The organism is Myroides sp. C15-4, assembly GCF_050522745.1.
In the GTDB taxonomy this organism is placed as follows: Bacteria; Bacteroidota; Bacteroidia; order Flavobacteriales; family Flavobacteriaceae; genus Flavobacterium.
The window spans coordinates 1-26,524 of the sequence record NZ_JBMVQX010000032.1; the positions used below are offsets into that span (position 1 = coordinate 1).

A 26,524-nucleotide genomic window follows, 5' to 3' on the forward strand; every position below is an offset into this window, starting at 1 on the left:
TGTTTTCATATTTGACAGTTTTGTTTAAAGTTAATAATTTCGAATTAACAACTGTCCGATTTTTAGGTAAGCCTACAGATGTTTATTAAAATAAAGTGACCCCGTATAATATTCGCCCCTAACTTTTAAGTAATTCTGATTACTAAAAATGGAATCATGTAGATCATCTTTATATAAATTGACAATAGAGCGGGTATTATCTTTTAAATTCATTGAATTATATAGTAAAGTAACTCCAATATAAGTCCTAGGATTTATAGTATATTGAACGTCAATGTTTAGATTTAATGGTCTAATATTACTAATAAACTCATTTTTCTGTTCTTGAGTTTCGTTTATATCCTTATATTTAATTATTGTGTTCTGATCCTTATAATTTTTATTATCTCCATAACTTAAAAAGAGATTTGAGGAAATTTTACCTTTTTTCAATTGAGAGTAAAGACTTAAATTTTTGTCTGCATAAGTTCCTTGTGAATAATTTACTTTAGGGTTAAAGCTAAATCCATCTAAAATAGGTTGCTCAATATTTATATTTAATGTTTTTCCTAAATTTGAGGAAGCATACTTAGCACTAGGATTAAATATATCGATGCTTTTTATTGCTTTATCATCTATATTTTTAAGGTAATCCATCATTTCCTTTTGTGAATTAAAACTTAGAATGCGGTTATTAATTTTTATAGAATTGACTTCGACGCCATCATAAAGTATTCTGTCATTTATAATAACTATACCTTGTATTTTATCTAAAATTGAAACGACATTATCACCAGTAAAAATCTGTTGATCTTTCACTTCAATAGTTGTTTTGTCTACACTTTCTTTTGTGATTTTTTTTAATATTGATATCACTATGTCGTCTAACGAAATAGTAGAATCAATTTTTACAACTCCTATATCTGTGTTCTTAAATAAAGCTATTTCTTCATTAAAAAATTCTATATCAAACTGATTAATTTTCAGGGTATAATTTCCTTTATCTACATAAAACGAAAAACTCCCCAAATTATCAGTTGGTTGTTGTGCAATAAGAATAGTATCATTTTTCCATAAACTTGCTTGGGCAACTTCAACCAAATGCTTGTCTTGATCTATAATCTGACCCGTTAAAATAAACTGCTGACCATACCCAACACTACATAGTAATAGAATTGATATATGGATAAACCCTATTAGTACTCTTATATTCATACTGTGATGATTTTTCATTTCTGTACAATTTATAATAAGTGAAAAAAGCGGTAATAGATATTGAAATAGTTAACACTAGATATTCTTTATATAGTTCATAGTCTTTAGTATATTAATATGTTGCTTGAATAGGTACATCTCTTTTATTTCTTAATTGACTATTTCCCAGGGTATAGCTTAAACTAAGGTAAAGGGAAGAATAGTTGTTTATTTCTTTTGATTTGAATCGGGTGTCAATGAGTTGAATACTGTTATAGTTAGCTGAATAATAAGAAGTATACACTTCTTTCGCTTTGATAAAAGGATTATTAACAACTAAAGCAATTTTCAGATTATTTATAAACTCTTTTTCGATGGTTAGACTAACAAAAGGATACTTGATTTGATTGGATTCTAAAGGAGTAAAAAGATCAAAATTAGCATAGGAAGAAGCTAGTTTTATGCTATAACCTTCTTTGAACCTATATTTGGCATAAAAATCATAAGCAATTACATCTTTGTCGGTAGTATAATCTACTAGTTTGAATTGACTCCTGTTATAAGTAAATAGGGTTTGTATGATAAAATGATCATTGATCTCAAAGAATCCACCTAGTTCAAAAACGTAACTCTTATTCTTTCCTGCGTTTACTATAGTTTTTCGGAACTCATCTTCCTTTGATTTCACTAAGTAAGCAACAGGAGCTTTGTGGTGGATATTCAGTTTTCCTCGTACAAAAACTTCTATTCCGCTTTTGGGCATATAATTAAATTCTAGGGAGGAATGATAACTATTACTTTTTTGAATAGCATAGTTATCAATTGTAGTGTTGAGGTTGTCATCTACACTATTTTGTTTATTTACGTCGTAGACAGAAATTAGGTGATAATCGTTATAATAATTCAAATAAATGGAATAAGTCTTCTTTGTGTAGGCTACAGTAGAATTATGCAGAACTATTCCATCATCTTTATTAAGGAGATTATAGGAGAGATCAGTTGTTAAGCTCAGACTATTCGTTACAGTCAGTGTTGTAGTAAATGACAACTTAGAACGCCGATTGGTTACGTTATTTTGGTTTCTATTTTTGATCTCTGATTGATAGTAGGAATAGTAAATATCATAACGAATGGGAAAAGTAAGAAATTTTCTTTTCGTTCTTTTTAAAATCGCATCAAAACTCAAAGCATTATCATATAGGATATTGTTCCAACGATTGTCCATATAATCCCCATTGTTTCTGTATTCATTATACGTGTACAAAAAAGATAAATCTAAAGCGGTACTATCGTTTAGTATCGTATTAAAAGAAAATAGGGAACCTGTATTCAAATACTTCATATGCTGTTTGTATTTATTTATTGTCTCCTGCGGTGGGATGTTATAGTCTCTTGTTGTTTGGTTCTTGGGCGTGTAGAAGAATAGGGAAGAGCTAATGCTACTTTTGTCCGTCAGCTTTATACTAATTTCGGGTTGTACAGTTAATGCAGATGAGATTGTCTTGTCCTTACTGCTATTTATTTTTATGGAGTTGGAAGACGTGGAACTATGGCTGTCAAAAAAGGATTCTCCTGATCGAATGGGCAAGGATAGGGTTACCCTGTCTTTTTTGAAAAAGGAATTAGCATTTAGAACGTAATCTTCTTTATTTAGGTTATACCCCATCATTAAATCTTCTCGAAAATAATTGAATAGATTCTCTTTTAAGACGATGTTTAGTACAGGTTCTCCTGTAGCACCATAAGCAGCATGACCATAGGGAATGACCTCAATCGAACGGATGTTTTTAGGGTCAATATTCTCAATTTTACCTAGGTGTTTTTTGCCATTGACGATTACCGTTACTTCTCGTCCCTTATACATTATTTTCTCACCTTGTACAAAAAATAGCGGTAACGTCTCTATTATATGAAACACGGTAGGATTCTCACCTAAAAGCTGCTCCTTGATTTTATATCTAATCGTACTTGCATCATTTTTTGTAGGGGAAGCATAGATGAATAATTCAGATAAAGTTTGATTTTCTTTAGCTAGAATTACGCGTTTGTTTTCATTTAATTCCTTCCAACTGTATTGCTTGCTGCTGTAATCTTCTTTAAATAAGAGATAAGTAGATGTGCTGTCGCCACGAATAACGATTTCTCCTTGATTGTTCGTTTTTAATTCTTTTGCAGTAGCCATATCAATAAAAACAACTTCTTCAATAGGTAGGTGAGCGGAATCATAAACCTTTATCTTTAATTCATTCGTTTGAGCAAAGGCCTTTATAAAGCAAAAAATAAAACAAAATAAAAAAACTTCACTCCTCATATCTCAATTATTTAGTATGGATTAAAACGTCTTTAACAAAGTAGATCTTTAGTTGAATGCACAGTTGATTTTCTAAGTGAATAATGAAATTAAAAAGGAATTATTTTAAAAAAAAGAAACACCTGAAACCTTAACAAGAACGGGAGTTGAACATCAAAAAACGTTAATTAAGCAATCAATTAAATTGAGGTAAAAAGTGATGAAATGAAATGAAAAAGACGGGAGTTTTTAGTTGAAACGAATAAGATAACAGGGAATAAAATCAACTTGATTTAGTACCTATTATCTCGTTCAGTTGATTATTTTTACTACCTTGAATACCTATAAAAAAAAACAAGATGTCTACTCGCGAATTACTGCTTGATTTTCTGTCTTTCTTGCGAAGACCTACTACCGAGAAAAGTACACAAACACCTGCACAGGCCATTGTGCATCTGTTCCGTTTGTGGTGTTGCCTATTCGTGTTTATTATATTTGGTGGTGTTTTGGTTGATTCCATTATTGATGTACCACAACACGATCGATTTGAGGAAGTGATGGAACAAATTGGCGTGGTCGGATTTGTTGTATTTGCAGTGTTGGTCGGGCCTTTATTGGAAGAGGTTGCTTTTCGATTAGCCATGCGTTTTCGCTTGCGTTATGTGTTGATAGGTGCAGTGGCCTTTGTGCTGTATATGGGACAAGTCGCTTCTACCGTCATTGGGCAATACAGTGATACAGCTATGTTGTTCTTTTCTGTTGTAATGCTGCTGTTACTCGTTGGTTTTATCAGCGTATGCATCAAAAAACCAGCAGCCATGGCAAAGCGTTGGACCACTTATTTTCCCTTGGTATTCTATGGATTGTCTTTTTCTTTTGCGTTGATCCATATTTTTAATTTTGAAGAATTTCCGTTGCGCGTAATCCTCTTAGCTCCCATTATTACACTCCCTCAATTTATTTTGGGTTTGGGAATGGGATATTTGCGCATGCGCTTTGGATTTTGGTATGGTTATCTCTTTCACGTATTGAATAATGGCTTCGCTTTGAGCGTATTTTTATTGCTACCACATTAATTGGAGATAGCTAAAAAAGAGGAACGGAGAAATCGCATAAATTGTTACTTTTGTATAAAATTTACAAGTTATGAATAGCATTCATTGGCACACAAAAGCATTTGAGGAATTGACGTTGGATGAGTTGTATGATATCATGCAATTGCGTACCAATATTTTTGTTGTTGAACAACATTGTCCTTACCCTGAATTAGATGGAAAAGATAAAAATTGCTTGCATGTGTTTGCTACACAACATGGAAAGGTAATCGCTTATGCTCGCATTGTACCCCCTGGATTGAGCTACAAAGAAATCTCAATCGGAAGAGTGGTCGTGGATGCAGCCCATAGAAAAGATGGATTAGGTAAGATTTTAATCGCCCTTACCCTTGAAAAAATAGAAGAAGAATTCGATCAACAACCCATTCAAATCGGAGCGCAAACGTATTTAAAGAAATTCTATGGCTCTTTTGGATTTGAAGCCGTTTCAGAAGAATATTTGGAAGATGGTATCCCTCATGTGGATATGATTCGTAAGTAGTGATTCGTAAGTAGTGATTCGTAATGCGTGATGGGAAATGAGTTAAGGGAAATTTTATCTTGAGATAAAAAGAGATTTCTTTCAGATATAAAAAAGAGATGGCCTGCAACTGCAAGCCATCTCTTTTTTACATTTATATTTTTATACTTTATTTGTACATGATCAATGGCTCCAAAGCGATTACTTACCAACATTCACTAGTCTAGTGTAAAGAAAATAAAGGTTTTAATTGGGAATCCTTCGAGCTTCCTTCAACAGTTCTTCGACAAAAAAGCTGTTTTTATAAGTATTCTCAAAGCATTGTCCTAGCATTGTCGAAGAAAGATCTAACAAAAGGGTAGCTAATCACTACAAGACATACCAAAAGGCCAATCCTTGAAACAAGGTTGACCTTTTTGTAATTTGACTTATTTATGTGCGCTTTGTGTTGCGCATGGTTTGCTCGTTGTGGTTTGTTTGATAAAATGAATATGAAGAAAATGTGATCGCTCATTCCTCTAACTAGCAAATGATATTAGTTAGAGCATTGGAGTAAAAGAGGAGATAAAACGCGTAAATTATCTCATTTATCTCACCTCGTTTATATTTTGTTTGGGTGTTCGATGAACCTACACTGCGTTTCGATTTACTCGTTGTATTTTTATTCGATAAAATTCACCCTTCTCCCATCTCCATTACACTTGTTTCAACTTCCACTTACCTCGTCTAAAGGCGATAAATGCCAATACAGCAATTAGGGTTTCAGCAGCGGGAATGGCGATAAAAACACCTTCTGCTCCCCAGTTAAAAAAGTACACCAGGGCATAAGCCAAAGGAATTTGAAAGAGCCAGAAGCCCACAAAGTTGAGGATGGAAGGCGTCAGTGTGTCACCAGCACCATTAAATGCATTCATCAGCGTCATTCCAATACCATAGAAGATAAAACCACTTGCGCCGATGTACATGGCTAAAATAGCGATCGATTTAATATCCTCTTGTGTGGTAAAGATTGAAGCAAGGGAATTTGCGAGGGTAAAGAAGATAATCGTAACGATGGTCATGTAGATGACGTTGTATTTTAAGGTGGTCATGACTGATTGAGCGGCGCGTTCCGGGTCTTTATTACCCAAGTGTTGTCCTACTAAAGTAGAGGCCGCGTTACTTAATCCCCATGCAGGTAAGATAAAGAAGATCATTAAACGCAAACAGGTTAAGAAACCAGAAGATCCAATTTCGCCACTACTCTGAGCGACGATACGCGCTAAGATAACCCAACTACAGGTTGAGATCATATATTGTACCATGCCGGGAATGGCAATTTTTAGAATGTGCCAAACCTTTTCCCCTTGCATTTTGAAGTAGTGCCATTTTAGCTGAATTAACGAGTCTTTACGCGTTAAAAAGTAAATCTGATATAAGACCCCCACACTTCGTCCAATGGCTGTGGAATAAGCCGCACCGTCTAATCCCATTTCAGGAAAAATCCACCAGCCTCGTACCATGATCGGACAGAGTATAATATTGAATAAATTACCCAACCACAAACTCTTCATGGCAATTGCAGCATTTCCTGCGCCTCGAAAAATACCGTTAATCAGAAAGAGCATCATAATAGAAACACAGCTCACTAATAGAATGCGCGTATAGCCATAGCCATATTCCGCGGATTCTTCAGAGGCACCCATCCAAATCAACCAATCTTTGGCGTAAATAAAGCCAAAAACGCTTAACACAACAGTGATGATGGTAGCTATGGTGATCGCTTGTGCCGCATTAATAGAGGCTTGTTCTCTATCTTTCTCGCCAATGCGTCGGGCGATGATAGCAGTAGCAGCCATGCTAATTCCGATGCAAATCGCGTAAATAATAGAGAGTAGGGATTCCGTTAACCCCACCGTTTGTATGGCAAATGCACTTTCTTTGAGGTGACCTACAAAATACAAATCAACCAAAGCAAATACAGATTCCATCAACATTTCAAACATCATGGGAATCGCCAATAAAAGCACCGCTTTATTGGTCGGAATTTGGGTTAAATCTAAGTTTTCATTTGAAAAGGATTGCCTGATAAATGCAAGAACGCCTTTTTTTGAAGCTACTTCAGTCGTCATATGATGGGGAAAAAGTAAGCAAATGTATTATTTTATTTAAAAAACAGAACATAAATTATACCAACGGTTTTAGTAGTAGGGAAGATGAAGTATCTTTGCGATATGTTAGAAATTTTGTATCAAGATGAATACTTAGTAGCTATTAATAAACCACGTGATTTATTGGTACACAAGTCGATTATAGCCAGTGATATTCAAGAGTATGCTGTGCAAATCTTACGCGATCAAATCGGGCAATACGTCTATCCCGTTCATCGATTAGATCGAAAGACCTCTGGAGTATTGTTATTTGCATTGAACAAAGAGGTTCTAAAACAACTCAATGCTATTTTTGCAACAAGACAAGTAGAAAAAAAGTATGTGGCTATAGTACGCGGTTATACGGCTGATGAAGAAACGATAGACTATGCCTTGACCAATGATAGTGGCCAATTACAAGAGGCAAAAACCTATTATAAAACACTAGAGCGCGTGGAGGTTGCTATTCCTTTTGGAAAACATCCAACTTCGCGTTATTCTTTAGTAGAAGCTTATCCTGAAACTGGACGTCAACATCAATTGCGCAAACATTTCAAACATGTTTTTCACCCCATTTTAGGAAGTCGCCCCCATGGGTGTAACAAGCAAAATAAATTGTGGTTGGATCAATTTGGCTTAACCGCCATGTTGTTACACGCCGTTGAATTGACTTTTGAACATCCGATAACCCAAGCGCATATTCACTTGCGGGCAACCCTAGACGAGCAGTATGAAAAGTATAATGCACATTTGGGATTTACCTTGGAACCGTACTATAATAGAGAATAAAAATAAAAAAGCCCAGTAAAACTGAGCTTTTTTTATGAAAAGAAATCGAATTAGATTTCGCTTAATTTATCTAAAGTGTAAATAATTAATTGATCAACTGCTGCATAGGGATCTTCTGAAAAAGTACCATTTGCACGGTTGGCAATAATAGTATTTAACGAAACGGCATGGTGTCCCAATAGTTTGGATAAACCGTAAATCGCAGATGTTTCCATTTCAAAATTGGTAATGCGATAATCGCCAAAGGCAAAGTTGTCAATTTTGTGATTCAACTCAGGATCCTGAATAGCTAAACGCAATACGCGTCCTTGTGGTCCGTAGAATCCACCTGCAGTTCCCGTAATTCCTTTGAAGGTTTGATCGCTACTCAGTTTATCTTCCAGCCAAGGGCTATTTTGAATGAAATAAGGACGTCCTTTTCTCAAATCCCAATGGGTATGACGGATAAAAGCCTCTTCCATATCGAAATCAGTAATATCTTCAATGAGGTAAGAACGCATCATATTGTCTAAACCTAATCCATATTGAGAAAGAACAAAACTATTTACGGGAATATCTGCTTGTAATGATCCCGAAGTACCAATACGCACAATATTAACCGAAGTCAATTCTTTCTTAATTTCTCTAGTTTCTAAATCAATATTGAACAAAGCATCAATTTCATTGATAACAATATCGATATTGTCAGGACCTATTCCCGTTGAAATGACAGAAAAACGCTTGCCTTTGTAGGTTCCTGTATGGGTTTTGAATTCCCTTTTTTGCGTTGAAAATTCAATCGTATCAAAATGTCTTGAAATGCGATCTACACGATTCTGGTCTCCAACAAAAATGATGTTTTCTGCTAAGTGTTCTGGTCTTAAATTCAAATGGTACACACTGCCATCTGGATTTAAAATAAGTTCGGATGATTTTATTTTCATGCTCTTTATTTTTTAACCGCCTACACGTTTTACTTTGTAGCCTTTTTTTTGTAAATACTCCATAATTTTATCGCGAAAATTACCCTGAATGATAATCTCGCTGTCTTTGGCACTCCCTCCAACACCGCAAAGTGTCTTCAAGTCTTTGGCTAATGCTTTTAAATCGTCCTCATTTCCTTCAAAACCTTTGATAATCGTAGCAATTTTACCGCCTCTGTTTTTTTTGTCTAAATGAGCTTCTAGTCGCTGCTCACTAGGAGCTGGCGTTTCTTCTACTTCCTCTCGCTCAAGTTCAAAGTCTTTATTCGTTGAAAAAACAAAACCGCCTAGATCTTCTAGACTACTGATTTTTTTTGCCATTATTTTAAATTAGGTTGATGGATTTACTTGTGTGGGGTAACTCAAAGATAGTGAAAAATTGGAAATGGGAAAAGAGGAATTGGAAAATGGAGACGGGAGATGGGAAATGGGGAAAGTTACCTCTCTCCCTTTTCCCTTTTCTCATCTCTAATAAGCTATTTTATCAATCCCAATTCAACTAAGCGTTGGTGTAAGAATTCACCAGCTGTGATATCGTCAAATTTTTTCGGATGGGTTTCATCAATACAGTTTTCTAGGCAATTCAATGGCATATCACTAATAGGATGCATGAAGAAAGGAATAGAAAATCTCGAAGTTCCCCATAATTCTCTAGGGGGATTCACCACTTGGTGGATGGTTGATTTTAAGCGGTTATTGGAATGTCTAGATAGCATATCACCAACATTGATGACTAATTCATCCTCTGCAGCGATCGCATCAATCCATTCGCCCTTGTGGTTTTGTACTTGCAATCCTTTTCCTTGGGCACCCATGAGTAAGGTAATCAAGTTGATATCTCCATGAGCAGCAGCGCGAACCGCATTTTTAGGTTCATCCGTAATTGGAGGGTAGTGGATTGGTCTTAGAATACTGTTTCCATTTTTGACAAATTTATCGAAGTAAAACTCGTCAAGTCCCAAGTAAAGGGCCAAAGCACGTAAAACGTAAATACCTGTTTTTTCGAGCATTTGATACGTTTCCTTTCCAATAGGATTAAATTGAGGTAATTCATCTACCATCACATTGGCAGGATAGCTTTTTTCCAATTCAGGATTGTCTTCTACATACTGTCCGAAGTGGAAAAACTCTTTTAAATCACCTTCTGATCTTCCTTTTGCGTGTTCTTTTCCAAAAGATACATAGCCCCTTTGGCCACCAATGCCAGGGATTTCGTATTTCTTTTTGGTCTCTAAGGGAAGGTTGAAAAAATTGCGGACTTCTGTGTACAGATTTTCAACTAATTGATCATCTAAAAAGTGTCCTTTTAATGCTACGAATCCAATTTCTTCGTAGGCTTGGCCGATTTCATTTACAAACTTTTGTTTACGTACCGGGTCATCCGATAGGAAATCACGTAAGTTAACACTAGGAATGTTTTGCATTTTCTAAGTTGTTAGTTGCTCTTACTGTTTTATAGAAAACAAAAGTAGGTAAAATAGATTATAGTATCGAAATATAACATTTATTTAATAGTGCGAGACAAATGGACGATTCAGTACCATATTCTTTTTGTAAATGTGTTTTTAGTATGTATTAAAGGGAAATAGTTAAAAAAAATGAATTTTATTTCATAACTGTCCTTTTATTTGTAGGTTTTTACCCTACATCTGCAAACTATTTTTAGTACAAAATATGAATTGTCTGATTTTTTTTTTAAATTTCGTTAGAAATAAATAAAAAAGAGATATATGAAATTACCTATTGTATTAAAATCAAATGAATTTGTGGTATTGGTTACGGTTGATATAGATCCAAAGTATGAATTAAAAGAAATGGACCCATTTTATGCAAGTTTACCAAAAAGTTTTAAACCTATTTTTCAAAAAATGGACAACTCTACGATTCGCGTGTATTGCATTAGCAATAATGAAGATGATTTAATGTTTTGTTTACGTCAAACAGGATATAAAACCACTTTACTATAGCGATGTTGTTAGCCAAATATTCCAAAAGACATAGTCCATGCTTTTAAACTGTTTCTCCTTTTAGGTGTAAACAGTTTTTTATTTTAAACTGAACTGAAAAAACAAGTGTGCGGTCCCGTATTGCTTTTTTCAAAAGATAGGGACTAGCGTCCTAGGCTAAATTATTTCCCTTTTTGTCATTCATTCTTTCACTATGTATAGCCTATACAACCCCAATGTAAATTGATGGGAGTGTAAAAGCAAGAATACTCTTTTCTCTATAAGCCGATTAATAATGAAACGGAAACGTTTGGTTATGCGATCAGGAAATTTTTCTTATCTCAAAAAGCAAAATTTGAGAAAAAGTGAAATAAAAAGAAATCTATACCGTTATATAAAGAAGATAAGCCCGTTTGTTTTTATTTTTTGCTAAAAAATAGTTTAAAATGAGAACATGGATTCCCTTTTTTCCCTGTTTTGTAGAAATAGCAAGGTGCGGTGAAAAAAAACTGCGATTTCCTTTTGGATTTTATTAAGGGGAAGTGTGATAGGCTGCGTTAAAATTGTTAATTAGCAAAGGAAGGGTTTTTTTATACTCGTTTTTAAGTATTTGTTAAATTATTGGTTTTATTGTTTATTTTTATAGAATATTATTTTTTTATTTACAAATAATTATTTAAATTTATAATTGAAACTCTAAAATAATGAGTAATAAAAGTTAAATTATTACTAAATAAAAAAAGTTGGTTTTTTTTGGTATGTTGTTTGGGTTTATCTTTGTAACGTAAAAGATTGAGAATATGATATTGGCTTTAACTGTTTCATTATTTCCCTCTTGTGGAAGTGATAATTTAACTGAAAAAGGACAGAAAGAAAATGATACAAAGCAACTGGATCTCTTGAAAAAAGAGGATTCAGAAGGGGTGTTTTTCAAAATACTAGCACAGGATTCCCTGCAAACAATTACCATCAGTAAAAAGGGAATTGTATACGCTAGTTTAAAACCCAATGTAAAAATTGTTTTTCCTTATGAGGAACCACTGATTGAAGGGGAAGGTAGAGTGTATCGATCAGCCACTGCAAATGAGAAAATTGAGATTGTGATCTACAAAGATGACAGCGCTCGTTCTTTTTTAGATGGTAGATTTGATCATTCCGTAGCCGTGAGTTTAAGTAAGAAAGACGGAGTTGAAACTGACTTTGCTTGTTTTGGACACTATTTATATGATAAAAAATTATCTGGAAATTGGGTTTTCAAAGCATTTGAAAATAAAAAGATTGAAGAATTAGGAATTAATCAAATTCCTTTAGTGTGTATTGATGTCAATACGCGTAGTTTTTCAGGTAGTGGTGGAAATCATATGATCTATGGTGACCTTCGTTGTGAAGGTGATAGTATCGCTTTTAAAATTGTCCTATCTCCAGATTATGTTTCATTGAACGAAAGCAGAGAGAAAGAATTATTAGAAATTCTTGAAGAATGCGATCGCTATGAATTAGATGGAGATGATTTAAATTTACTTATAGGAGAAGAGCTAAAATTGCAATTTTTTAGAGATACCTATAACGTTTAAAATTGGAAGAAATTAATGCAATAAAAAAAGGTTGAAAACTACTTGTTTTCAACCTTTTTTAAATCTTCTGGTTTGACCGCATCTCTTCGGTCTTCCACGATTTTGTAAGCATTGACAATACGCTTCACTAATTTGTGGCGAACAATGTCTTTATCATCGAGGTATAGCATGCCAATACCTTCTACATCTTTCAGAATTTCGATTGCCTCTTTTAATCCAGAGGAAACTTTTCGCGGTAAATCAATCTGACCAGGATCTCCTGTAATGATGAACTTGGCATTTTTACCCATACGCGTCAAAAACATTTTCATCTGAGAGTGGGTAGTGTTTTGTGCTTCATCTAGTATGACAAACGCGTGATCTAAAGTTCTTCCACGCATAAAAGCCAAAGGTGCAATTTGAATAACCCCTTTGAAAAGATAATCTTCTAAGGTTTGTGGAGGGATCATATCGCGTAATGCATCGTATAAAGGTTGCATGTATGGATCTAATTTTTCCTTCATGTCCCCAGGTAAAAAACCTAAGTTTTCACCCGCCTCTACTGCAGGACGCGTCAGGATAATTCGCTTGACTTCTTTGTTTTTTAACGCGCGAACAGCTAAAGCAACACCAGTGTAGGTTTTTCCCGTACCTGCTGGGCCAATGGCAAATACCATGTCGTTTTTCTCTACAAATTTGACTAACTTTTGCTGGTTATCTGTCATTGCTTTGATTAGCTTTCCACCAACGCCATGGACTAAAACATCATCTAATGCTGTGGTCTGCTGTAAATCGCTATCCATAACAATGCGCTCAATCGCATTCTCATCAATTTTATTATATCGAGTAAAGTATTTGATCAAACGGACAAATTTGCGTTCGAATTCATCTAAAACTTCTTCTTCTCCATAGATTTTTAACAGCGATCCGCGAGCAATTATTTTAACACGTGGGTAAAGCTTTTTTAAGACATCTAAATGTAAGTCTTGAGGTCCCCAAAACTCTTTAGGGCTAATTTCCGATAGTTCTATTATTCTTTCGTTCAATACTAATACGAATTAATTAAAAAAATAGTCTAATTTTGTATTTCAAATCTACTATAAAAAAATTGATTTTTCTTATAAAACAGAGACTAAAAAATAATGCAGCGAATAATTACATTAACAACTGATTTTGGATATACCGATTATTATGTAGGAGTTTTAAAAGGGAAGATCTATTCTAATATTCAAAATTGTAATGTAGTGGATATCTCGCATGGTGTGAGAAATTATCGAGTGGCTGATGCGGGATTCGTACTTTCTATGGCTTATAGCCATTTTCCGAAAGGAACCATTCATATTTTATCTGTAGCCTCTGCTATCCTGCCTTTTTCACCTGCTATTTGCGTCAAATACCAAGATCACTATTTTATCGGAACAGATAATGGAGCAATTGCCGTTACGCTGGGAACACATGAGTTTGAACAGGCCGTTGCAATTAACCATGTCGAAGGAATGAGTACCAATGATGTCTTTGTCTATTGTGCCTATCAGTTGTGTGAAGGGAAAGAATTACACGCGATCGGTCAACCGATTGATAGCTTGTACAAAATGAATCTACTCGTTGAAAATTTAACGATCAAACCCAATCTGATTATCGGAACCTATGTCTATGAAGATAAGTTTGGTAATCTCGTGAGCAATATTTCAAGAGAACTATTTGAACACGTAGGACGTGGAAGAAACTTTGGTATTCGAATAAAAAATCGTACAATTACAAAAATAAACGAATACTATGCCGATTTTAATGCCAATGATCCTAGTGAACTCAGCAATAAAGCAGGAGAATTACTCGCTTTGTTCAATGAAGTAGGGCAGCTGGTGATCGCCATTATGTATTCTACAACCAATGAACCTGGTGGTTCTATTCGAACACTGTTAGGTGTGAATTTAGAAGACCAGCTGTTTATCGAATTTAGTGAAGAGTAATCTAAAGTAAAAAAATATGTTTGTACGTATAGTAAAACTTACCTTACAAGAGGATAGAATCGATGATTTTTTAAATCATTTTGAAAAATATAAGGATCAAATTCGCAACTTTCCTGGTTGCCAATTTTTGGAAGTTTACCGAGATAAACATCAAACGAATATCTTTTTTACGTATAGCTATTGGTCTGAGGAATCCAACTTAGCAACGTATAAAAAATCGACGTTATTTGGCGAAGTATGGCCTTATTTCAAAACGCTGTTTAAGGAAAAAGCCGAAGCGTGGAGTGTGGATAAATACGCTACTTTAAAATAATCGCCTGTACGATATGAAAGCACTGTGTTTGCGCGAAATAAAATCCTTTTTTGGATCGCCTATTGGCTATCTAGTTATCATTGTCTTTTTGATTATTAATGGATTATTTCTGTGGGTTTTCGATGGAGATTACAATATCCCTCAAAGTGGTTTTGCTGATTTATCTCCCTTCTTCTTTTTGTCTCCTTGGGTGTTTTTGTTTTTAATTCCCGCCGTGACGATGCGAAGTTTTTCGGAAGAGATTAAACAGGGAACCATAGAGTTGTTATTAACGAAACCTTTATCTCCTTGGCAAATTGTATTAGGCAAGTTTTTTGGTGTATTAGCCTTGGTGATTTTGGCAGTTTTACCAACACTTGTTTATGTTTGGGTCTTGCAAAATAACCTCTTAGCAGGACAGACTTTTGATATGGGCAGTGTAATCGGTTCGTATTTAGGACTTGTTTTTCTCGGAGCTGCCTATGTAGCTATGGGGATTTTCGCCTCATCACTAACGAGTAATCAGGTGGTATCGTTTATTTTAGCTGTCTTATTCTGCTTAATTGCCTCGTATGGCTTGAGTATGTTAGATCGCGTACCAGCTTTACACGGTATTGGAAGATTGGGGATTAACGCCCATTTTAGCAGTATTTCAAAAGGGGTAGTTGACACCAGAGACCTGCTTTATTTCCTCTCTTTTTCTGCCTTATTTTTGAGTTTAACCGTATTCCGAATCAATCAATTGCGCAAATAATGAAAAGAGAAACAAAGAAAAATATTGTTCAGCTCGGGAGTTTTATTGCTGGAATTGTACTGTTAAACGGTATAGGAGCTTATGTGCACCATCGTTTTGATTTGACACAAGACAAGCGTTATACGCTTTCTCCAATTACCAATGAAATTATTGATCAAGTAGAAGAACCTATTTTAATTGAGGTGTTGCTAGAAGGTCAGTTTTCTCAAGAATTTGTGAAATTACAAGCGGAAACACGCCAACTATTGGAAGAGTTTAGCGCTGAAAATTCTAATATCTTATTTCGATTTGTCAATCCGCTAGAAGAAGGAGGAGGAACGGAGGATCAAATTGTAAGTAATCTGTATGAACTCGGAGCAAAGCCCGTTACGCTTACAGTAAACAATAAAGGAATGCAATCGCAAGCGTTAGTTTTTCCATGGGCCTTTGTTAACAAAGGAGAGCAGATGGTGAAAGTACAATTGTTGAAAAATATGATTGGAGCTAATACGGAAGAAAAAGTATTGACTTCGATTCAACATTTGGAATACGCTTTTACAGAAGCGATTGCGAAAGTAAATACACCGAAGTCGAAAAAGATCGCCATTCTAAAGGGCAATGGTCAAATCGAGGATCCTTATCTCGCCGATTTTTTAATTAGTGCGAAAGACAACTATCACCTGGCGCCTTTTACTTTGGATTCGGTGGCTCAATCACCGCAAGCCACTCTAGTGCAACTACAAGAATTTGATCTGGCTATTATGGCCAAACCCACAAAAGAGTTTGACGAAAAACAAATCGAAGTTTTGGATCAGTTCATTATGAATGGAGGAAAAACGCTGTGGCTGTTGGATCAAGTACAAGCCGATTTTGACAGCTTACGAACTAAAGGTTCGCTATTTGCGTATCCTAAAGATCAATCTCTAGGAGAGATGTTGTTTAAATATGGGGTGAGAATTAACCCGTTGTTAGTTAAAGACGAAGTAGCAACCCCCATCAAACTCGCACTGGGGCGTCAAGGTAGTGAAACACAGTATGGTGAATTTATTTGGAAATTCGCTCCCTTTGTTTATCCAGAGTCTACACACCCAATAGTGAAAAATATAGAAGGGGTTCGCTTGGATTTTGCCTCTCCCATTGATACCCTGAAAAATGAAATAAAAAAAACAGTGCTGTTGCAATCATCGCCTTATTCCTTGACCGTAGGTACGCCAACGGAAATTAATTTGGATATGATCAATGAAGAATCTAACCCAGAACACTACAGTGAAAAAGGAAATTATATCCTCGGTGTTTTGTTAGAAGGACAATTTAAGTCTGTTTTTGAAAATAGAGTCTTGCCATTTGCTTTGCCAAATGCTAAAAAACGAAGCGAGCATAACAAAATGATTGTTATCAGCGACGGAGATATCATCAAAAATCAATTGGATCAAAATTATCAACCGATGGAATTAGGTTATGATAAATGGACCAATAAATTATACGGAAATAAAGAGTTTTTGTTTAATGCAGTAAACTATCTTTTGGATGATTCAGGACTGATTAACCTTCGTACTAAGGAAGTTAAAATTCCAGTTTTGGACAAGATGCGTGTTTTTGAACGCTATTCAACAATTCAGTTTATCGTATTAGGTATTCCCATTCTTGTGGTACTCTTACTTGGATTTTTGTTTTCTTTCTTTAAAAGAAAGACTTTTGTTAAAAAGTAGTGCAGATTCTGCTTTTATTATTGAAGTTAAACGAATATATTTGTAGGTGTAAAGCCTTTTACATATAAAATTATTTTAATATGAAGTTTATAGTATCGAGTTCCTATTTGTTGAAGCAATTACAGGTATTAGGAAGTGTTATTAGTAGTAGTAATACGTTACATATATTAGACAATTTCTTGTTTGAATTGGATAATAATATCTTGAGAGTTTCAGCTTCTGACTTAGAAACAACAATGTCTGCTAGCCTAGAGATAGAATCAACTAGTCAAGGAAGTATCGCTGTTCCTGCTAAGTTATTGTTGGAAACATTGAAAACATTTCCTGAGCAACCATTAACTTTCTCAGTAAAGGAAAACAATACGATTGAAATTAGTTCTGATGTTGGTAAGTATGTATTAGCTTATTCAGCAGGAGATGAGTTCCCTAAAGCAGAAAGCTTAGAAGATCCATCGAGAACAGAAGTGTCTGCAGGAGTATTGGCAACAGCGATCAGTAAAACGATATTTGCAGCAGGAAACGACGATTTAAGACCTGTTATGTCAGGGGTATTCTTCCAGTTTGCTCCAACAGGATTAATTTTCGTTGCTACAGATGCACATAAATTAGTGAAATATTCTCGTACAGATATTACTTCACCAAGTGAAGCAAGTTTTATCATGCCGAAGAAACCATTGAATATTTTAAAAAATATCTTAATGGCATCTGGTGCGGATGTAGTGATTGAATTTAATGATTCAAATGCGAAATTTACATTCGATAACTATGCACTAACGTGTCGTTTAATTGATGGTAAATATCCAAACTACGAAGCAGTAATTCCTAAAGAAAATCCAAATAGATTGTTGTTAAACCGAGTTCAATTCTTGAATTCAGTTCGTCGTGTGGCAATTTATGCCAATAAAACAACCCATCAAATCAGATTGCGTATCGCTGGTACGGAGTTGAATATCTCAGCAGAAGATATCGATTACTCAAACAAAGCAGATGAGCGTCTAACTTGTGATTACCAAGGAGATGATATGCAAATCGGATTTAACTCAAGATTCTTATTGGAAATGTTGAATAACCTTCAGTCTGATGAGATTCAATTAGAAATGTCATTGCCTAATAGAGCAGGTATCCTAACACCCGTTGATGGTCTAGAGGATGGAGAAGCAGTTACGATGCTTGTAATGCCTGTTATGTTAAATAACTAATACAGTTTGCAGTTGACTGTTTACGGTAAACTATAAACCGTCAACTGTGAACAAAAAAGCAACCAATCGGTTGCTTTTTTATTTTTGATAAAACTCGATCGAATGAAATCTTCAAAATGCATTTTAATTACTGGTGGAGCTGGCTTTATAGGAAGTCATGTGGTGCGTAAATTTGTCAACGCTTTTCCTGAGGATACGATTGTCAATTTAGATGCCTTAACGTATGCAGGAAACTTGACAAATGTTGAAGATATTGCAGCTGCTGCTAATTATCGATTTGTTCAAGGTGATATTCGCGATGAAGCTTTTGTTGAACAGCTTTTCGAATCTTATTCGTTTACCCACGTCATTCATTTAGCTGCTGAATCTCATGTTGATCGTTCCATTGTGGATCCTTTAGCCTTTGTGACAACTAATGTCTTAGGAACGGTGATTTTACTAAACGCTTTTCGCAAGCGATGGGAGCATAATTGGGAAGGAAAGATCTTTTACCATATTAGTACGGATGAGGTCTATGGTACATTAGGGATGGACGGATTGTTTTCTGAAACAACGGCCTACGCGCCTAATTCGCCCTATTCTGCTTCAAAAGCTAGTTCGGATCACTTTGTTCGCGCTTATGGAGAAACGTATCAAATGCCTTATTTAATTAGCAATTGTTCTAATAATTATGGTCCTAATCAATATCCTGAGAAATTAATTCCGCTAACTATACAGTGCATACTTCAAGGAAGAGAAATTCCTGTTTATGGAACAGGTGAAAATGTTCGAGATTGGTTGTATGTGGAAGATCACGCAGCAGCTATTCATTTTATATTTACACGTGGAAAAATAGGCGAAACCTATAATGTAGGAGGATTTACTGAATTGAAAAACATTGCCTTAGTTCACATGCTGTGTCAGGAGGTAGATCTTTTATTGGGACGAGAAGCAGGCAGTAGTCAACAGCTCATTCGCTTTGTAACAGATCGAAAAGGACATGATTTAAGATATGCCATTGATGCTACCAAATTGCAAGCTTTGGGTTGGACACCTACTCAAACTATTCAAGATGGTATAAAAAAGACAATTGCTTGGTATCTAGCCAATCAAGATTGGATCGTAGCAATTGAACAGCAAAAATAAAAATCAAGCTTACTTTTTTTGTACAGCCTGTAAATATTCTCGGATATAATCGTAATAATCACCTTTATAGGAAGCAATAGTATTGGCTAAACTTTCATTGGAAATCCAATGGTTAGAAAGAGCAATCTCCTCTATGCAGGCAATTTTTAAGCCAGTTCTCTTTTCAACTGTTTTGACAAATTCCGTCGCTTCGACTAAAGACTCATGCGTACCCGTATCAAGCCAGGCAAATCCTCTACCTAAAGGTTGTACTTGTAAGTTGTTTTGTTGTAAATACAAGTTGTTTAGGCTTGTTATTTCCAGCTCTCCTCTTGAAGAGGGTTGTAGTGTTTTAGCATATGATATTGCATTATTTGGGTAAAAATATAACCCTACTACAGCAAAGTTTGATTTGGGATTTACGGGTTTTTCTTCGATGGAAATCACTTGATTTTGTTTGTCAAATTCAACAACACCATAACGTTGCGGATCTTTGACCGTATAACCAAAAACAACTGCCTTTTGTTCTTTTTCTACCGATTCAATAGCAAGTTGTACTTTTTTCTTTAAATCGTTTCCATAAAAGATATTGTCTCCTAAAATTAAACATATAGGTTGATCTTCAATAAAATCTTCTGCAATTATTAGGGCTTGTGCAATTCCATCTGGAGTCGGTTGTACGGCATATGATAACCGAATACCCAGTTGTTCTCCTGTACCTAGTAAAGATTCGAATAGAGGCAAATCTCGTGGCGTAGAAATGATGAGAATGTCGCGAATACCAGCAAGCATTAAAGTCGATAAAGGATAGTATATCATCGGTTTATCGTATATTGGTAATAGTTGCTTTGAAATAGACAAGGTTAAAGGATGTAAACGAGTTCCTGAACCACCTGCTAATATAATTCCCTTCATAAATAATGTGTGTTTTTCCTCGATGAAAAATCGATTCATCTGATTAGGAGTTGAAAGATAAGTAAAGATTTTTGTTTAGGTTGTTATCCAACTAAAAATTTGAGAAAAAAAGCCCTAGATCAGTTCGTTTATTTAGCATTCGTCTTTTTTAAGAGTTGTTCGAATTCCTGTTTTAGGTGTATTTTATCCGCGATCGAAAAAGTATGAAAGTCAAATTTTTTGACGCATTGTTTAAGGTGTAGTTTATATTCAACAGTTTGAATATGGAGTAAAATCCCCAGTTTTTCTAGATCTTCAAGGTTGTGTTGTAAGGACACCTGATGTTGTAAGGCAGCAAAACCCAATTCGGATAAAATAACGAGTGAAAACTTTTTGATGCTGATCGGATTCTTTACTTCTAGATTGTCCAAAAAAATGTAAAAACCCAAAGGGGTAATACTGGGGTGTTCTAAATAAGTTAAAAGACTATAGATGAAGCTACAATTTGATTTTTCTTTACGTAGATTAGAAATGTTTTGTCTGAATTTGTTAGAAAATAAAGGCATAATTGTGTGAATTTTATAATTAAATTTGTGAAGAGTTGTTTTTTTTAGTTGTTCAATTAGTATGCCTTCTATTGTTAAAATGACCTTAGAACGGAGAAAAGAAATATTTTTTTTAAAAAAGAATAAAAATGCTAGATATTAAAGTGAGATCGCATGATGCGTATACTTTAGAAATGAAGGTAGGTTTTATTAAAGCCAAGGATGAACATCAAAGTGATTTTACAATCAATACTTGGATTTTCGTTCCGAATACATTGGATTTGAATCAATCGAATTACTCGAAAGATCAATTCTATTCTGATGTTAAGTCCAAAGTGCGATTTATTACCCCCGTGTATAAGTTGTCTGCTATTGTAGATGAAGGGGCTGTTCCTTTTAATAATCTGAGCTATGCTACGCATCAGTTGTTAGAAGCTGAAACCGAACAGCAAATACGAGAAGTGGAGTTTCAGTTGAAAATGTTTATGGCTATTTTTCGCAGTGCCTTGCGCAGTGCTGTTGCCGAATTTAAACAGGCGAAAGCGGATAATCGCGCAGATTTGATTCATGGGTATATTGCGTCATGTAGTGCAATTCGAGAAAAGTATAGAAGCTTGAAAGAGGATTTGATGACCAATGAACAAGTAACAGGAAAAGAATATTTGAACTACTTTAGTTTTGCTGATGAATATTTGTCTTATACCTTATTGCGTTATAGTTTTTTGTTACTTGAGCGGCTGATGCTTGTATCGGATGAACAGTTTCAATTGCTGCAATTGCAAACAAAAGAATTGATTCTTTCTGAACAAGCTTATATGAAAAGTAAAGGATATAGCTTTATTAAGGCCAATGAACAAGCGACCAATCAGGCTGTAATCTATCGTTATGCTATGTTAAACAAATACGTCGAATCGGACTTGTTGTTGGAATCGAATACAAAGAAAGACGGAGATGGCGTTTTTGTGCAACAAGTATATTACAGTATTGCTGCAGGAATATCCATGGTATTTGCAACGATTGTAGCTTTTTCTTTTCAACAAAAATACGGTAATTTTACGATGCCTTTGTTTGTCGCTTTAGTGGTGGGCTATATGCTAAAGGATCGCATTAAAGAACTGATGCGTTTTTATTTTGCAGGAAAATTAGGAGGAAAATATTTCGACAATAAAACCTCAATCAGTATTAAGGGAAGAGGAATCGGTTGGATCAAAGAAGCCGTTGATTTTATTACGGATGAGAAAGTTCCCTCAGACATTTTAAATATTCGAAATCGATCCGTCTTATTGGAGGTGGAAAATCGCATTCACAACGAAAAAATATTGCTGTATCGCAAGAAAGTTTCATTAGATCGCGGTGAAATGATGAAAGACAGTACGTATTTTTTTAAAGGGGTTCACGATATCTTTAGATTTAATTTGACGCGTTTATTGCAACGGATGGACAACCCCAAAGTACCCGTATTGAGTTTGGATGAACAAAATAAACAGGTTATCGGTTTTTATGCCGATAAAGTATATTATATTAACTTTATCTCCCAAATAGAGTATGGAAATCATACAGAATATAAACGGTACCGTCTTGTATGTCAGCGTGATGGGATTCAGAAAATTGAAGAGTTATTTACCTAGTGCAAAATTGTAACCTTGTGAAATACAAAAACGTCCTATTCTTGGGTATCAGCCTATTTTACTTTACTTGTAGTTTTGCTCAAGTTGATTCCCTGTATATTGGGAGGTATAGGCATGCGTATGGTGGATCAATACGCTTAAGTCAAGAATTTCTATCGCTCAATTACGAACAGGATGGAAAAGAGCTCGCATTCGAACCCAATCGACCAGTAAATATCGGGTTAGCTTTTGCGTGGAAAAACTCTTTTTTGAGTTATAGTCATGGTTTTTCGGGTATGCGCGATAAGGAAAAAGGAAAAAGTTCAACCGTAGACTTCCAATATCACGTTGTAGGGAAAAATTTTATGATTGACTTTTATTTTCAACAGTATAAAGGGTTCTATCGCTATGATACAGACCAAAAGGAATATTTGAGTTTTGACGATTTGAGAATCAATCTCTATGGAGGTAAATTTACCTATGTGTTTAATTCAGCTAAGTTTTCTATTGGAGCAGCCAACAATAAGAACAGCATACAAAAAAAATCGGCTGGTGCGCTTCTACTCGGAGGGTCTGGTTTTTTAAGTGTGATTAAAAACACCCCTGAATTGTCCGATGGCATTCGCGCCAACGATAGCCGAAGCTATATGTTTGGCCCAACGATTGGTTATGCGTATAATTGGGTGTTGTGGAAAAAATTTCTTGCTTCCCTTTCGATAACAGTCGGCATCAATGGTATTTTTGACGAAAACTTAAGTACAAATAGGACCGTTTTTTACGTCAACGGGCAGGTGGGTAGTGACCTCAATCTCGCTTATCAAGGTGAGGAGTGGGGAATGGGGGTTAAATCTTCCTTGAGTGCTTTGTATTTCAATAAAGTAGAAGGGTATACGACTCAATTGTCCAACAAGAGCTTTTCCTTGTTTTTAACCAAGCGATTTACATTGAAAAAAGATCCAAAAATCTTGCAATATGACTTGATTGATTTGTTGGATCCTTCTACGTATTAGTTATATTCTTTAATAAAATTGAGGGAATTGGAATCGAGGGTTTGTTCTCCACTATAGCGGTAGCAGACAAGGTGTCCATTCTTGGCTACACTGTAATCGAGGCAACACGTATTAGGTGTTAAAATCTGTGGTTGTTGTGTTGCGTTGACTTTCATCCAATAATGACCGAAGAATACGGGTTTAGCTGTTCTTGAATAAAAGTTTATTTGTTGAACATTGATCGGTTCATCTACATGATGCTTGATTACTGAAGCGCTCACTGTATTTAATGTATGCGGTTTTTGGGGCTCTTCCCACCATTTTACACGGAAGGAATGGCGTATAATCCCGTCTTTATCAATAAAGGATTGATTGTTGGGAAGGTCGATTTCTTTACCTTTTAATACAATTTCAACGGCTTGATATAAAGCTGTTCCCGCTGTACATGCTTCTTCGAATAAATCGCTAGTCAAACAATGATCAGGTAGTCGTGTTTTTAGGTAATCCACACTTACATCGTCCCAACAAGCGTGAATAGCTCTAAAGGAATCATTTTCATAAAAAAGAGGTAAGGTCTTAAACCATTCAATATACATTTTGTACAGGTTGGGCTTTTGCATAAAAGCGGCCATGGTGATCGCATGTTGATTGAAATTTTTCTTGCTGTGTTCGCGTAAGTACGTACCGTCGACAGTAAGTGTATTGTAGCAAATTGCATTGTATTCATGATTTCCCATTAGTGCAATCGCTTCTCCATTGTCAACCATGTTTTTGACAATTTCTAAAACTTCAACAACATTCACGCCACGGTCGATGTAGTCACCTAAAAATAAAGCTTTTCGTTCAGGATGTTGATAATAATTACCTTTTAGCTTGTAGCCTAAAGCACCCAATAATTTTTTTAGGTCATTGCTATGTCCGTGAATATCTCCAATGAGATCAAATTGGTTGAAGTTTTCAGGAATCTTATTCATAGTTTGTAAGGGTGTGAAAAGGGGTTAATACTGTTTTTCATAAACAATAAAAAAATACACTTTTTTGGCGAAATAAACAAAAAAAAGAAATCAATTTTGTCAGGTATAAACCATGCATAAAAAAAAGCCGTTTGATAAGTCAAACGGCTTTTTTACCTATTAAAAATGATTATTTTTTCATTTCTTTCATTTCCTTTTCGATCATATCATAGAACTGATCGATTTTCGGCATCAAGATGATTCTAGTTCTTCTGTTTCTAGCCTTGTTCTCAGCTGTATCATTATCAACTAGAGGCACATATTCTCCACGTCCTGAAGCTACTAATTGTTTAGGATCTAAACCTAAATCTTTTTGTAACACACGTACGATAGAAGTAGCTCTTTTCACACTTAAGTCCCAGTTATCTTCAAACATTGTATTTTTGATTGGCACGTTATCTGTGTGTCCTTCAACCATTAATTCAAAATCAGGTTTGCTTTTTGCAATCTTAGCTACTTTAGCCAATACAGCTTTTGCTTTATCATTTACTTGGTAGCTAGCCGTTTTGAATAACAATTTATCAGCAATTGAGATATACACAACTCCTTTTTCAACGTTAACTTCAATATCTGGATCGTCAAATCCAACTTCTTTTTTCACACTCTTAACTAAGGCCAACGTAACAGAGTCTTTCTTAGTAAGGGCATCTTGTAATCTTGTAATTTTTAAATCTTTTTCTTTTAAACTTTCTAAAGATTTCTCTAAGTTGTCAGCACCTTTTGAAGATAACATAGTTAAGTTACCTACGTTGCTAATTAAATCAGAGGTATTTTTCTTTAAGTCGTGTACTTGGTCTGAAAGAACTTTCTTTTCAGCAAGTGCAGAGTTCAATTGAATTGTACAAGTATTTAATAAATCTTGTACTTCTTTGTTTTTTGCTTCTAAGTCAGCAATTTTTTGTTTTGTACCACATGACGTAAGCGTAAGAGCCAAAACAGATAAACCTAAAACTACTTTTTTCATAAATAAAAAAATGATTGAATTTTGAGTCAAATATACCAAAAGCAATGAAATTCTAGTACACTTGAGTGTAAATTATTTATTGTTTATTGTGAATTGTAATGAATTTCTTTTTTCTAGCTACAAAGTACGTAAAAATTATAGATTTTTCTGTAAAATAATTGTTAATGTTTATAAATTCAACTTTGTTTTTTAGTTTTGGAATACGTTTATAGAAGGCAAAATGAGCGCGAATGATCGCCCAACAATGTTGGGGTTGCAACAGGAATAAGTAACGAATACCTGCAATACCATCCAAGCACAAACGGGCAAATATTGTGGTAAACTTATGACGTGCGGGTAGGTTTTTGTATAGCATCATCAAGGAGTTTCGGAAGTTTAGATATGTCTTTTGTGGATGGGCATAATTTAAGGTCGCCCCACCTACGTGATATACGGTTGAAAAACCGCAATATTTGATACGGTAACCTCTATTTTGTGCGCGCCAGCACAGATCAATTTCTTCTTGGTGAGCGAAGAATGCTTCATCCAGCCCCTGTAGGGTTTTAAAGACATCGTTTTTAATAAAAAAACAAGCTCCACTGGCCCAAAAGATGGTAGCTATATCATCGTATTGTCCTTCGTCTTTTTCGATGGTTGTGAAGATACGTCCTCTACAGTACGGAAAACCATAACGATCAATATAACCGCCACCAGCCCCTGCGTATTCAAAATACGCTTTGTTTTTGTAATCGAGAATCTTAGGTTGTACAATGGCTAATTCAGGATCCTTGTCGTATAATTCAGCAATGGGAACCAACCAATTTTCCGTCACTTCAATATCGGAATTGATTAAGATGAGTATGGGTTCTGTCAAAGCGGCTACTCCTTCATTATATCCTTTGGCATAGCCGTAGTTCCCTTGATTTTGTATGAGTTGTATGTTTGGAAATTCGCGCTGTATTAGTGCCTGACTCCCATCAGTGGAGTTGTTGTCCACCACGTATAAGTTGGCTTGAGGAGAATATTTCTCTAAGGTTGGTAAAAAAGTTTCCAACAACTTTTTTCCATTCCAGTTTAAGACAACTAAAGCAAATTGTTTCCCCATGAGG

Annotated in this window: 25 protein-coding genes; 13 read left to right on the forward strand and 12 right to left on the reverse strand. The window is 35.2% G+C overall.

The features are described from left to right. Window positions 1-72: 72 nt before the first annotated feature. Together ACPDHL_RS12900 and ACPDHL_RS12905 are read right to left on the reverse strand one after the other, a co-directional pair. Window positions 73-1,194, reverse strand: a complete 1,122-nt coding sequence (locus ACPDHL_RS12900; RefSeq protein WP_430533168.1) for a hypothetical protein — start codon at window positions 1,192-1,194, stop codon at window positions 73-75. 112 nt (window positions 1,195-1,306) lie between these two features. Next, a complete protein-coding gene (locus ACPDHL_RS12905; protein WP_430533169.1) occupies window positions 1,307-3,484 on the reverse strand; it encodes a hypothetical protein in 2,178 nt (725 codons plus the stop codon). A gap of 338 nt (window positions 3,485-3,822) precedes the next feature. On the opposite strand from ACPDHL_RS12905, the gene ACPDHL_RS12910 reads away from it, so the two are divergent. Then, window positions 3,823-4,539 (forward strand): hypothetical protein, encoded by a 717-nt coding sequence (locus tag ACPDHL_RS12910; protein ID WP_430533170.1) that lies wholly within the window; start codon window positions 3,823-3,825, stop codon window positions 4,537-4,539. 70 nt (window positions 4,540-4,609) lie between these two features. Then, a complete protein-coding gene (locus tag ACPDHL_RS12915; RefSeq protein WP_430533171.1) occupies window positions 4,610-5,059 on the forward strand; it encodes a GNAT family N-acetyltransferase in 450 nt (149 codons plus the stop codon). Window positions 5,060-5,733: 674 nt separating this feature from the next. Here the strand turns inward: ACPDHL_RS12915 and ACPDHL_RS12920 are convergent. Next, complete coding sequence (locus ACPDHL_RS12920) at window positions 5,734-7,149, reverse strand: MATE family efflux transporter (protein WP_430533172.1); 1,416 nt, start codon at window positions 7,147-7,149, stop codon at window positions 5,734-5,736. Between the two features lie 102 nt (window positions 7,150-7,251). On the opposite strand from ACPDHL_RS12920, the gene ACPDHL_RS12925 reads away from it, so the two are divergent. Continuing rightward, window positions 7,252-7,956: a pseudouridine synthase gene (locus tag ACPDHL_RS12925; protein WP_430533208.1), complete on the forward strand. Its 705-nt coding sequence runs from the start codon at window positions 7,252-7,254 to the stop codon at window positions 7,954-7,956. 50 nt (window positions 7,957-8,006) lie between these two features. Here the strand turns inward: ACPDHL_RS12925 and ACPDHL_RS12930 are convergent, their stop codons facing one another. The 3 genes from ACPDHL_RS12930 to ACPDHL_RS12940 form a co-directional block, all read right to left on the reverse strand. Continuing rightward, window positions 8,007-8,879, reverse strand: coding sequence for a nucleoside phosphorylase (locus tag ACPDHL_RS12930; protein WP_430533173.1), 873 nt, complete (start codon window positions 8,877-8,879; stop codon window positions 8,007-8,009). 12 nt (window positions 8,880-8,891) lie between these two features. Beyond that, the gene (locus ACPDHL_RS12935; RefSeq protein ID WP_430533174.1) at window positions 8,892-9,239 is read right to left on the reverse strand and encodes a translation initiation factor; all 348 of its coding nucleotides are present in this window, start codon (window positions 9,237-9,239) and stop codon (window positions 8,892-8,894) included. A 155-nt stretch (window positions 9,240-9,394) separates the two neighbouring features. Beyond that, the gene (locus ACPDHL_RS12940) at window positions 9,395-10,342 is read right to left on the reverse strand and encodes an isopenicillin N synthase family dioxygenase (protein ID WP_430533175.1); all 948 of its coding nucleotides are present in this window, start codon (window positions 10,340-10,342) and stop codon (window positions 9,395-9,397) included. Window positions 10,343-10,648: 306 nt separating this feature from the next. Between ACPDHL_RS12940 and ACPDHL_RS12945 the strand changes: the two genes are divergently transcribed. Both ACPDHL_RS12945 and ACPDHL_RS12950 read left to right on the forward strand, forming a co-directional pair. After that, window positions 10,649-10,885, forward strand: a complete 237-nt coding sequence (locus tag ACPDHL_RS12945; RefSeq protein ID WP_182626960.1) for a hypothetical protein — start codon at window positions 10,649-10,651, stop codon at window positions 10,883-10,885. A gap of 779 nt (window positions 10,886-11,664) precedes the next feature. Continuing rightward, the gene (locus tag ACPDHL_RS12950) at window positions 11,665-12,438 is read left to right on the forward strand and encodes a hypothetical protein (RefSeq protein ID WP_430533176.1); all 774 of its coding nucleotides are present in this window, start codon (window positions 11,665-11,667) and stop codon (window positions 12,436-12,438) included. A 38-nt stretch (window positions 12,439-12,476) separates the two neighbouring features. Here the strand turns inward: ACPDHL_RS12950 and ACPDHL_RS12955 are convergent, their stop codons facing one another. Further along, a complete protein-coding gene (locus ACPDHL_RS12955) occupies window positions 12,477-13,463 on the reverse strand; it encodes a PhoH family protein (RefSeq protein ID WP_430533177.1) in 987 nt (328 codons plus the stop codon). A gap of 96 nt (window positions 13,464-13,559) precedes the next feature. Here ACPDHL_RS12955 and ACPDHL_RS12960 point away from each other — a divergent pair, with 96 nt between their 5' ends. The 6 genes from ACPDHL_RS12960 (at window position 13,560) to rfbB (ending at window position 19,445) form a co-directional block, all read left to right on the forward strand. Beyond that, entirely contained in the window at window positions 13,560-14,387 is an 828-nt protein-coding gene (locus ACPDHL_RS12960; RefSeq protein WP_430533178.1) for an SAM hydrolase/SAM-dependent halogenase family protein, read from the forward strand. Window positions 14,388-14,403: 16 nt separating this feature from the next. Further along, a complete protein-coding gene (locus ACPDHL_RS12965; protein ID WP_430533179.1) occupies window positions 14,404-14,700 on the forward strand; it encodes a putative quinol monooxygenase in 297 nt (98 codons plus the stop codon). 13 nt (window positions 14,701-14,713) lie between these two features. Next, window positions 14,714-15,433: a gliding motility-associated ABC transporter permease subunit GldF gene (gldF, locus tag ACPDHL_RS12970; RefSeq protein WP_430533180.1), complete on the forward strand. Its 720-nt coding sequence runs from the start codon at window positions 14,714-14,716 to the stop codon at window positions 15,431-15,433. Then, window positions 15,433-17,121 (forward strand): gliding motility-associated ABC transporter substrate-binding protein GldG, encoded by a 1,689-nt coding sequence (gene gldG, locus ACPDHL_RS12975; RefSeq protein WP_430533181.1) that lies wholly within the window; start codon window positions 15,433-15,435, stop codon window positions 17,119-17,121. Before gldF ends, gldG begins: the two co-directional genes overlap by 1 nt. Window positions 17,122-17,201: 80 nt before the next feature. Continuing rightward, a complete protein-coding gene (gene dnaN / locus ACPDHL_RS12980) occupies window positions 17,202-18,320 on the forward strand; it encodes a DNA polymerase III subunit beta (protein ID WP_182626947.1) in 1,119 nt (372 codons plus the stop codon). Between the two features lie 102 nt (window positions 18,321-18,422). After that, window positions 18,423-19,445: a dTDP-glucose 4,6-dehydratase gene (gene rfbB / locus ACPDHL_RS12985; protein ID WP_430533182.1), complete on the forward strand. Its 1,023-nt coding sequence runs from the start codon at window positions 18,423-18,425 to the stop codon at window positions 19,443-19,445. 9 nt (window positions 19,446-19,454) lie between these two features. On the opposite strand, the gene rfbA is transcribed toward rfbB, so the two are convergent. Then, entirely contained in the window at window positions 19,455-20,339 is an 885-nt protein-coding gene (gene rfbA, locus ACPDHL_RS12990; RefSeq protein WP_430533183.1) for a glucose-1-phosphate thymidylyltransferase RfbA, read from the reverse strand. A 128-nt stretch (window positions 20,340-20,467) separates the two neighbouring features. Next, window positions 20,468-20,884 carry a hypothetical protein gene (locus ACPDHL_RS12995; protein WP_430533184.1) on the reverse strand — a complete coding sequence of 139 codons (417 nt, stop codon included), beginning with the start codon at window positions 20,882-20,884 and terminating at the stop codon, window positions 20,468-20,470. A 128-nt stretch (window positions 20,885-21,012) separates the two neighbouring features. Here ACPDHL_RS12995 and ACPDHL_RS13000 point away from each other — a divergent pair, with 128 nt between their 5' ends. Both ACPDHL_RS13000 and ACPDHL_RS13005 read left to right on the forward strand, forming a co-directional pair. After that, complete coding sequence (locus ACPDHL_RS13000) at window positions 21,013-22,491, forward strand: hypothetical protein (RefSeq protein WP_430533185.1); 1,479 nt, start codon at window positions 21,013-21,015, stop codon at window positions 22,489-22,491. Window positions 22,492-22,508: 17 nt separating this feature from the next. After that, window positions 22,509-23,480: a DUF4421 family protein gene (locus ACPDHL_RS13005; protein WP_430533186.1), complete on the forward strand. Its 972-nt coding sequence runs from the start codon at window positions 22,509-22,511 to the stop codon at window positions 23,478-23,480. Here ACPDHL_RS13005 and ACPDHL_RS13010 read toward each other — a convergent pair. The 3 genes from ACPDHL_RS13010 to ACPDHL_RS13020 all read right to left on the reverse strand — a co-directional run bounded on the left by ACPDHL_RS13010 (window position 23,477) and on the right by ACPDHL_RS13020 (window position 26,520). Next, window positions 23,477-24,433: a metallophosphoesterase gene (locus tag ACPDHL_RS13010; RefSeq protein ID WP_430533187.1), complete on the reverse strand. Its 957-nt coding sequence runs from the start codon at window positions 24,431-24,433 to the stop codon at window positions 23,477-23,479. The genes ACPDHL_RS13005 and ACPDHL_RS13010 overlap by 4 nt on opposite strands. A gap of 169 nt (window positions 24,434-24,602) precedes the next feature. Next, window positions 24,603-25,436, reverse strand: a complete 834-nt coding sequence (locus ACPDHL_RS13015) for an OmpA/MotB family protein (protein WP_430533188.1) — start codon at window positions 25,434-25,436, stop codon at window positions 24,603-24,605. Between the two features lie 76 nt (window positions 25,437-25,512). After that, entirely contained in the window at window positions 25,513-26,520 is a 1,008-nt protein-coding gene (locus ACPDHL_RS13020) for a glycosyltransferase family 2 protein (protein WP_430533189.1), read from the reverse strand. Window positions 26,521-26,524 lie beyond the last annotated feature (4 nt).

Coding starts and splice junctions, on each gene's coding strand:
- ACPDHL_RS13010 (WP_430533187.1), bottom strand. CDS start 24,433: ATGAATAAGATTCCTGAAAACTTCAACCAATTTGATCTCATTGGAGAT.
- ACPDHL_RS12940 (WP_430533175.1), bottom strand. CDS start 10,342: ATGCAAAACATTCCTAGTGTTAACTTACGTGATTTCCTATCGGATGAC.
- ACPDHL_RS12935 (WP_430533174.1), bottom strand. CDS start 9,239: ATGGCAAAAAAAATCAGTAGTCTAGAAGATCTAGGCGGTTTTGTTTTT.
- ACPDHL_RS12995 (WP_430533184.1), bottom strand. CDS start 20,884: ATGCCTTTATTTTCTAACAAATTCAGACAAAACATTTCTAATCTACGT.
- gldG (WP_430533181.1), top strand. CDS start 15,433: ATGAAAAGAGAAACAAAGAAAAATATTGTTCAGCTCGGGAGTTTTATT.
- rfbA (WP_430533183.1), bottom strand. CDS start 20,339: ATGAAGGGAATTATATTAGCAGGTGGTTCAGGAACTCGTTTACATCCT.
- ACPDHL_RS13000 (WP_430533185.1), top strand. CDS start 21,013: ATGCTAGATATTAAAGTGAGATCGCATGATGCGTATACTTTAGAAATG.
- rfbB (WP_430533182.1), top strand. CDS start 18,423: ATGAAATCTTCAAAATGCATTTTAATTACTGGTGGAGCTGGCTTTATA.
- ACPDHL_RS12950 (WP_430533176.1), top strand. CDS start 11,665: ATGATATTGGCTTTAACTGTTTCATTATTTCCCTCTTGTGGAAGTGAT.
- ACPDHL_RS12960 (WP_430533178.1), top strand. CDS start 13,560: ATGCAGCGAATAATTACATTAACAACTGATTTTGGATATACCGATTAT.
- ACPDHL_RS12945 (WP_182626960.1), top strand. CDS start 10,649: ATGAAATTACCTATTGTATTAAAATCAAATGAATTTGTGGTATTGGTT.
- ACPDHL_RS12920 (WP_430533172.1), bottom strand. CDS start 7,149: ATGACGACTGAAGTAGCTTCAAAAAAAGGCGTTCTTGCATTTATCAGG.
- ACPDHL_RS13020 (WP_430533189.1), bottom strand. CDS start 26,520: ATGGGGAAACAATTTGCTTTAGTTGTCTTAAACTGGAATGGAAAAAAG.
- ACPDHL_RS12965 (WP_430533179.1), top strand. CDS start 14,404: ATGTTTGTACGTATAGTAAAACTTACCTTACAAGAGGATAGAATCGAT.
- ACPDHL_RS12910 (WP_430533170.1), top strand. CDS start 3,823: ATGTCTACTCGCGAATTACTGCTTGATTTTCTGTCTTTCTTGCGAAGA.
- dnaN (WP_182626947.1), top strand. CDS start 17,202: ATGAAGTTTATAGTATCGAGTTCCTATTTGTTGAAGCAATTACAGGTA.
- ACPDHL_RS12905 (WP_430533169.1), bottom strand. CDS start 3,484: ATGAGGAGTGAAGTTTTTTTATTTTGTTTTATTTTTTGCTTTATAAAG.
- ACPDHL_RS12930 (WP_430533173.1), bottom strand. CDS start 8,879: ATGAAAATAAAATCATCCGAACTTATTTTAAATCCAGATGGCAGTGTG.
- ACPDHL_RS12925 (WP_430533208.1), top strand. CDS start 7,252: ATGTTAGAAATTTTGTATCAAGATGAATACTTAGTAGCTATTAATAAA.
- ACPDHL_RS12900 (WP_430533168.1), bottom strand. CDS start 1,194: ATGAATATAAGAGTACTAATAGGGTTTATCCATATATCAATTCTATTA.
- ACPDHL_RS12915 (WP_430533171.1), top strand. CDS start 4,610: ATGAATAGCATTCATTGGCACACAAAAGCATTTGAGGAATTGACGTTG.
- ACPDHL_RS13015 (WP_430533188.1), bottom strand. CDS start 25,436: ATGAAAAAAGTAGTTTTAGGTTTATCTGTTTTGGCTCTTACGCTTACG.
- gldF (WP_430533180.1), top strand. CDS start 14,714: ATGAAAGCACTGTGTTTGCGCGAAATAAAATCCTTTTTTGGATCGCCT.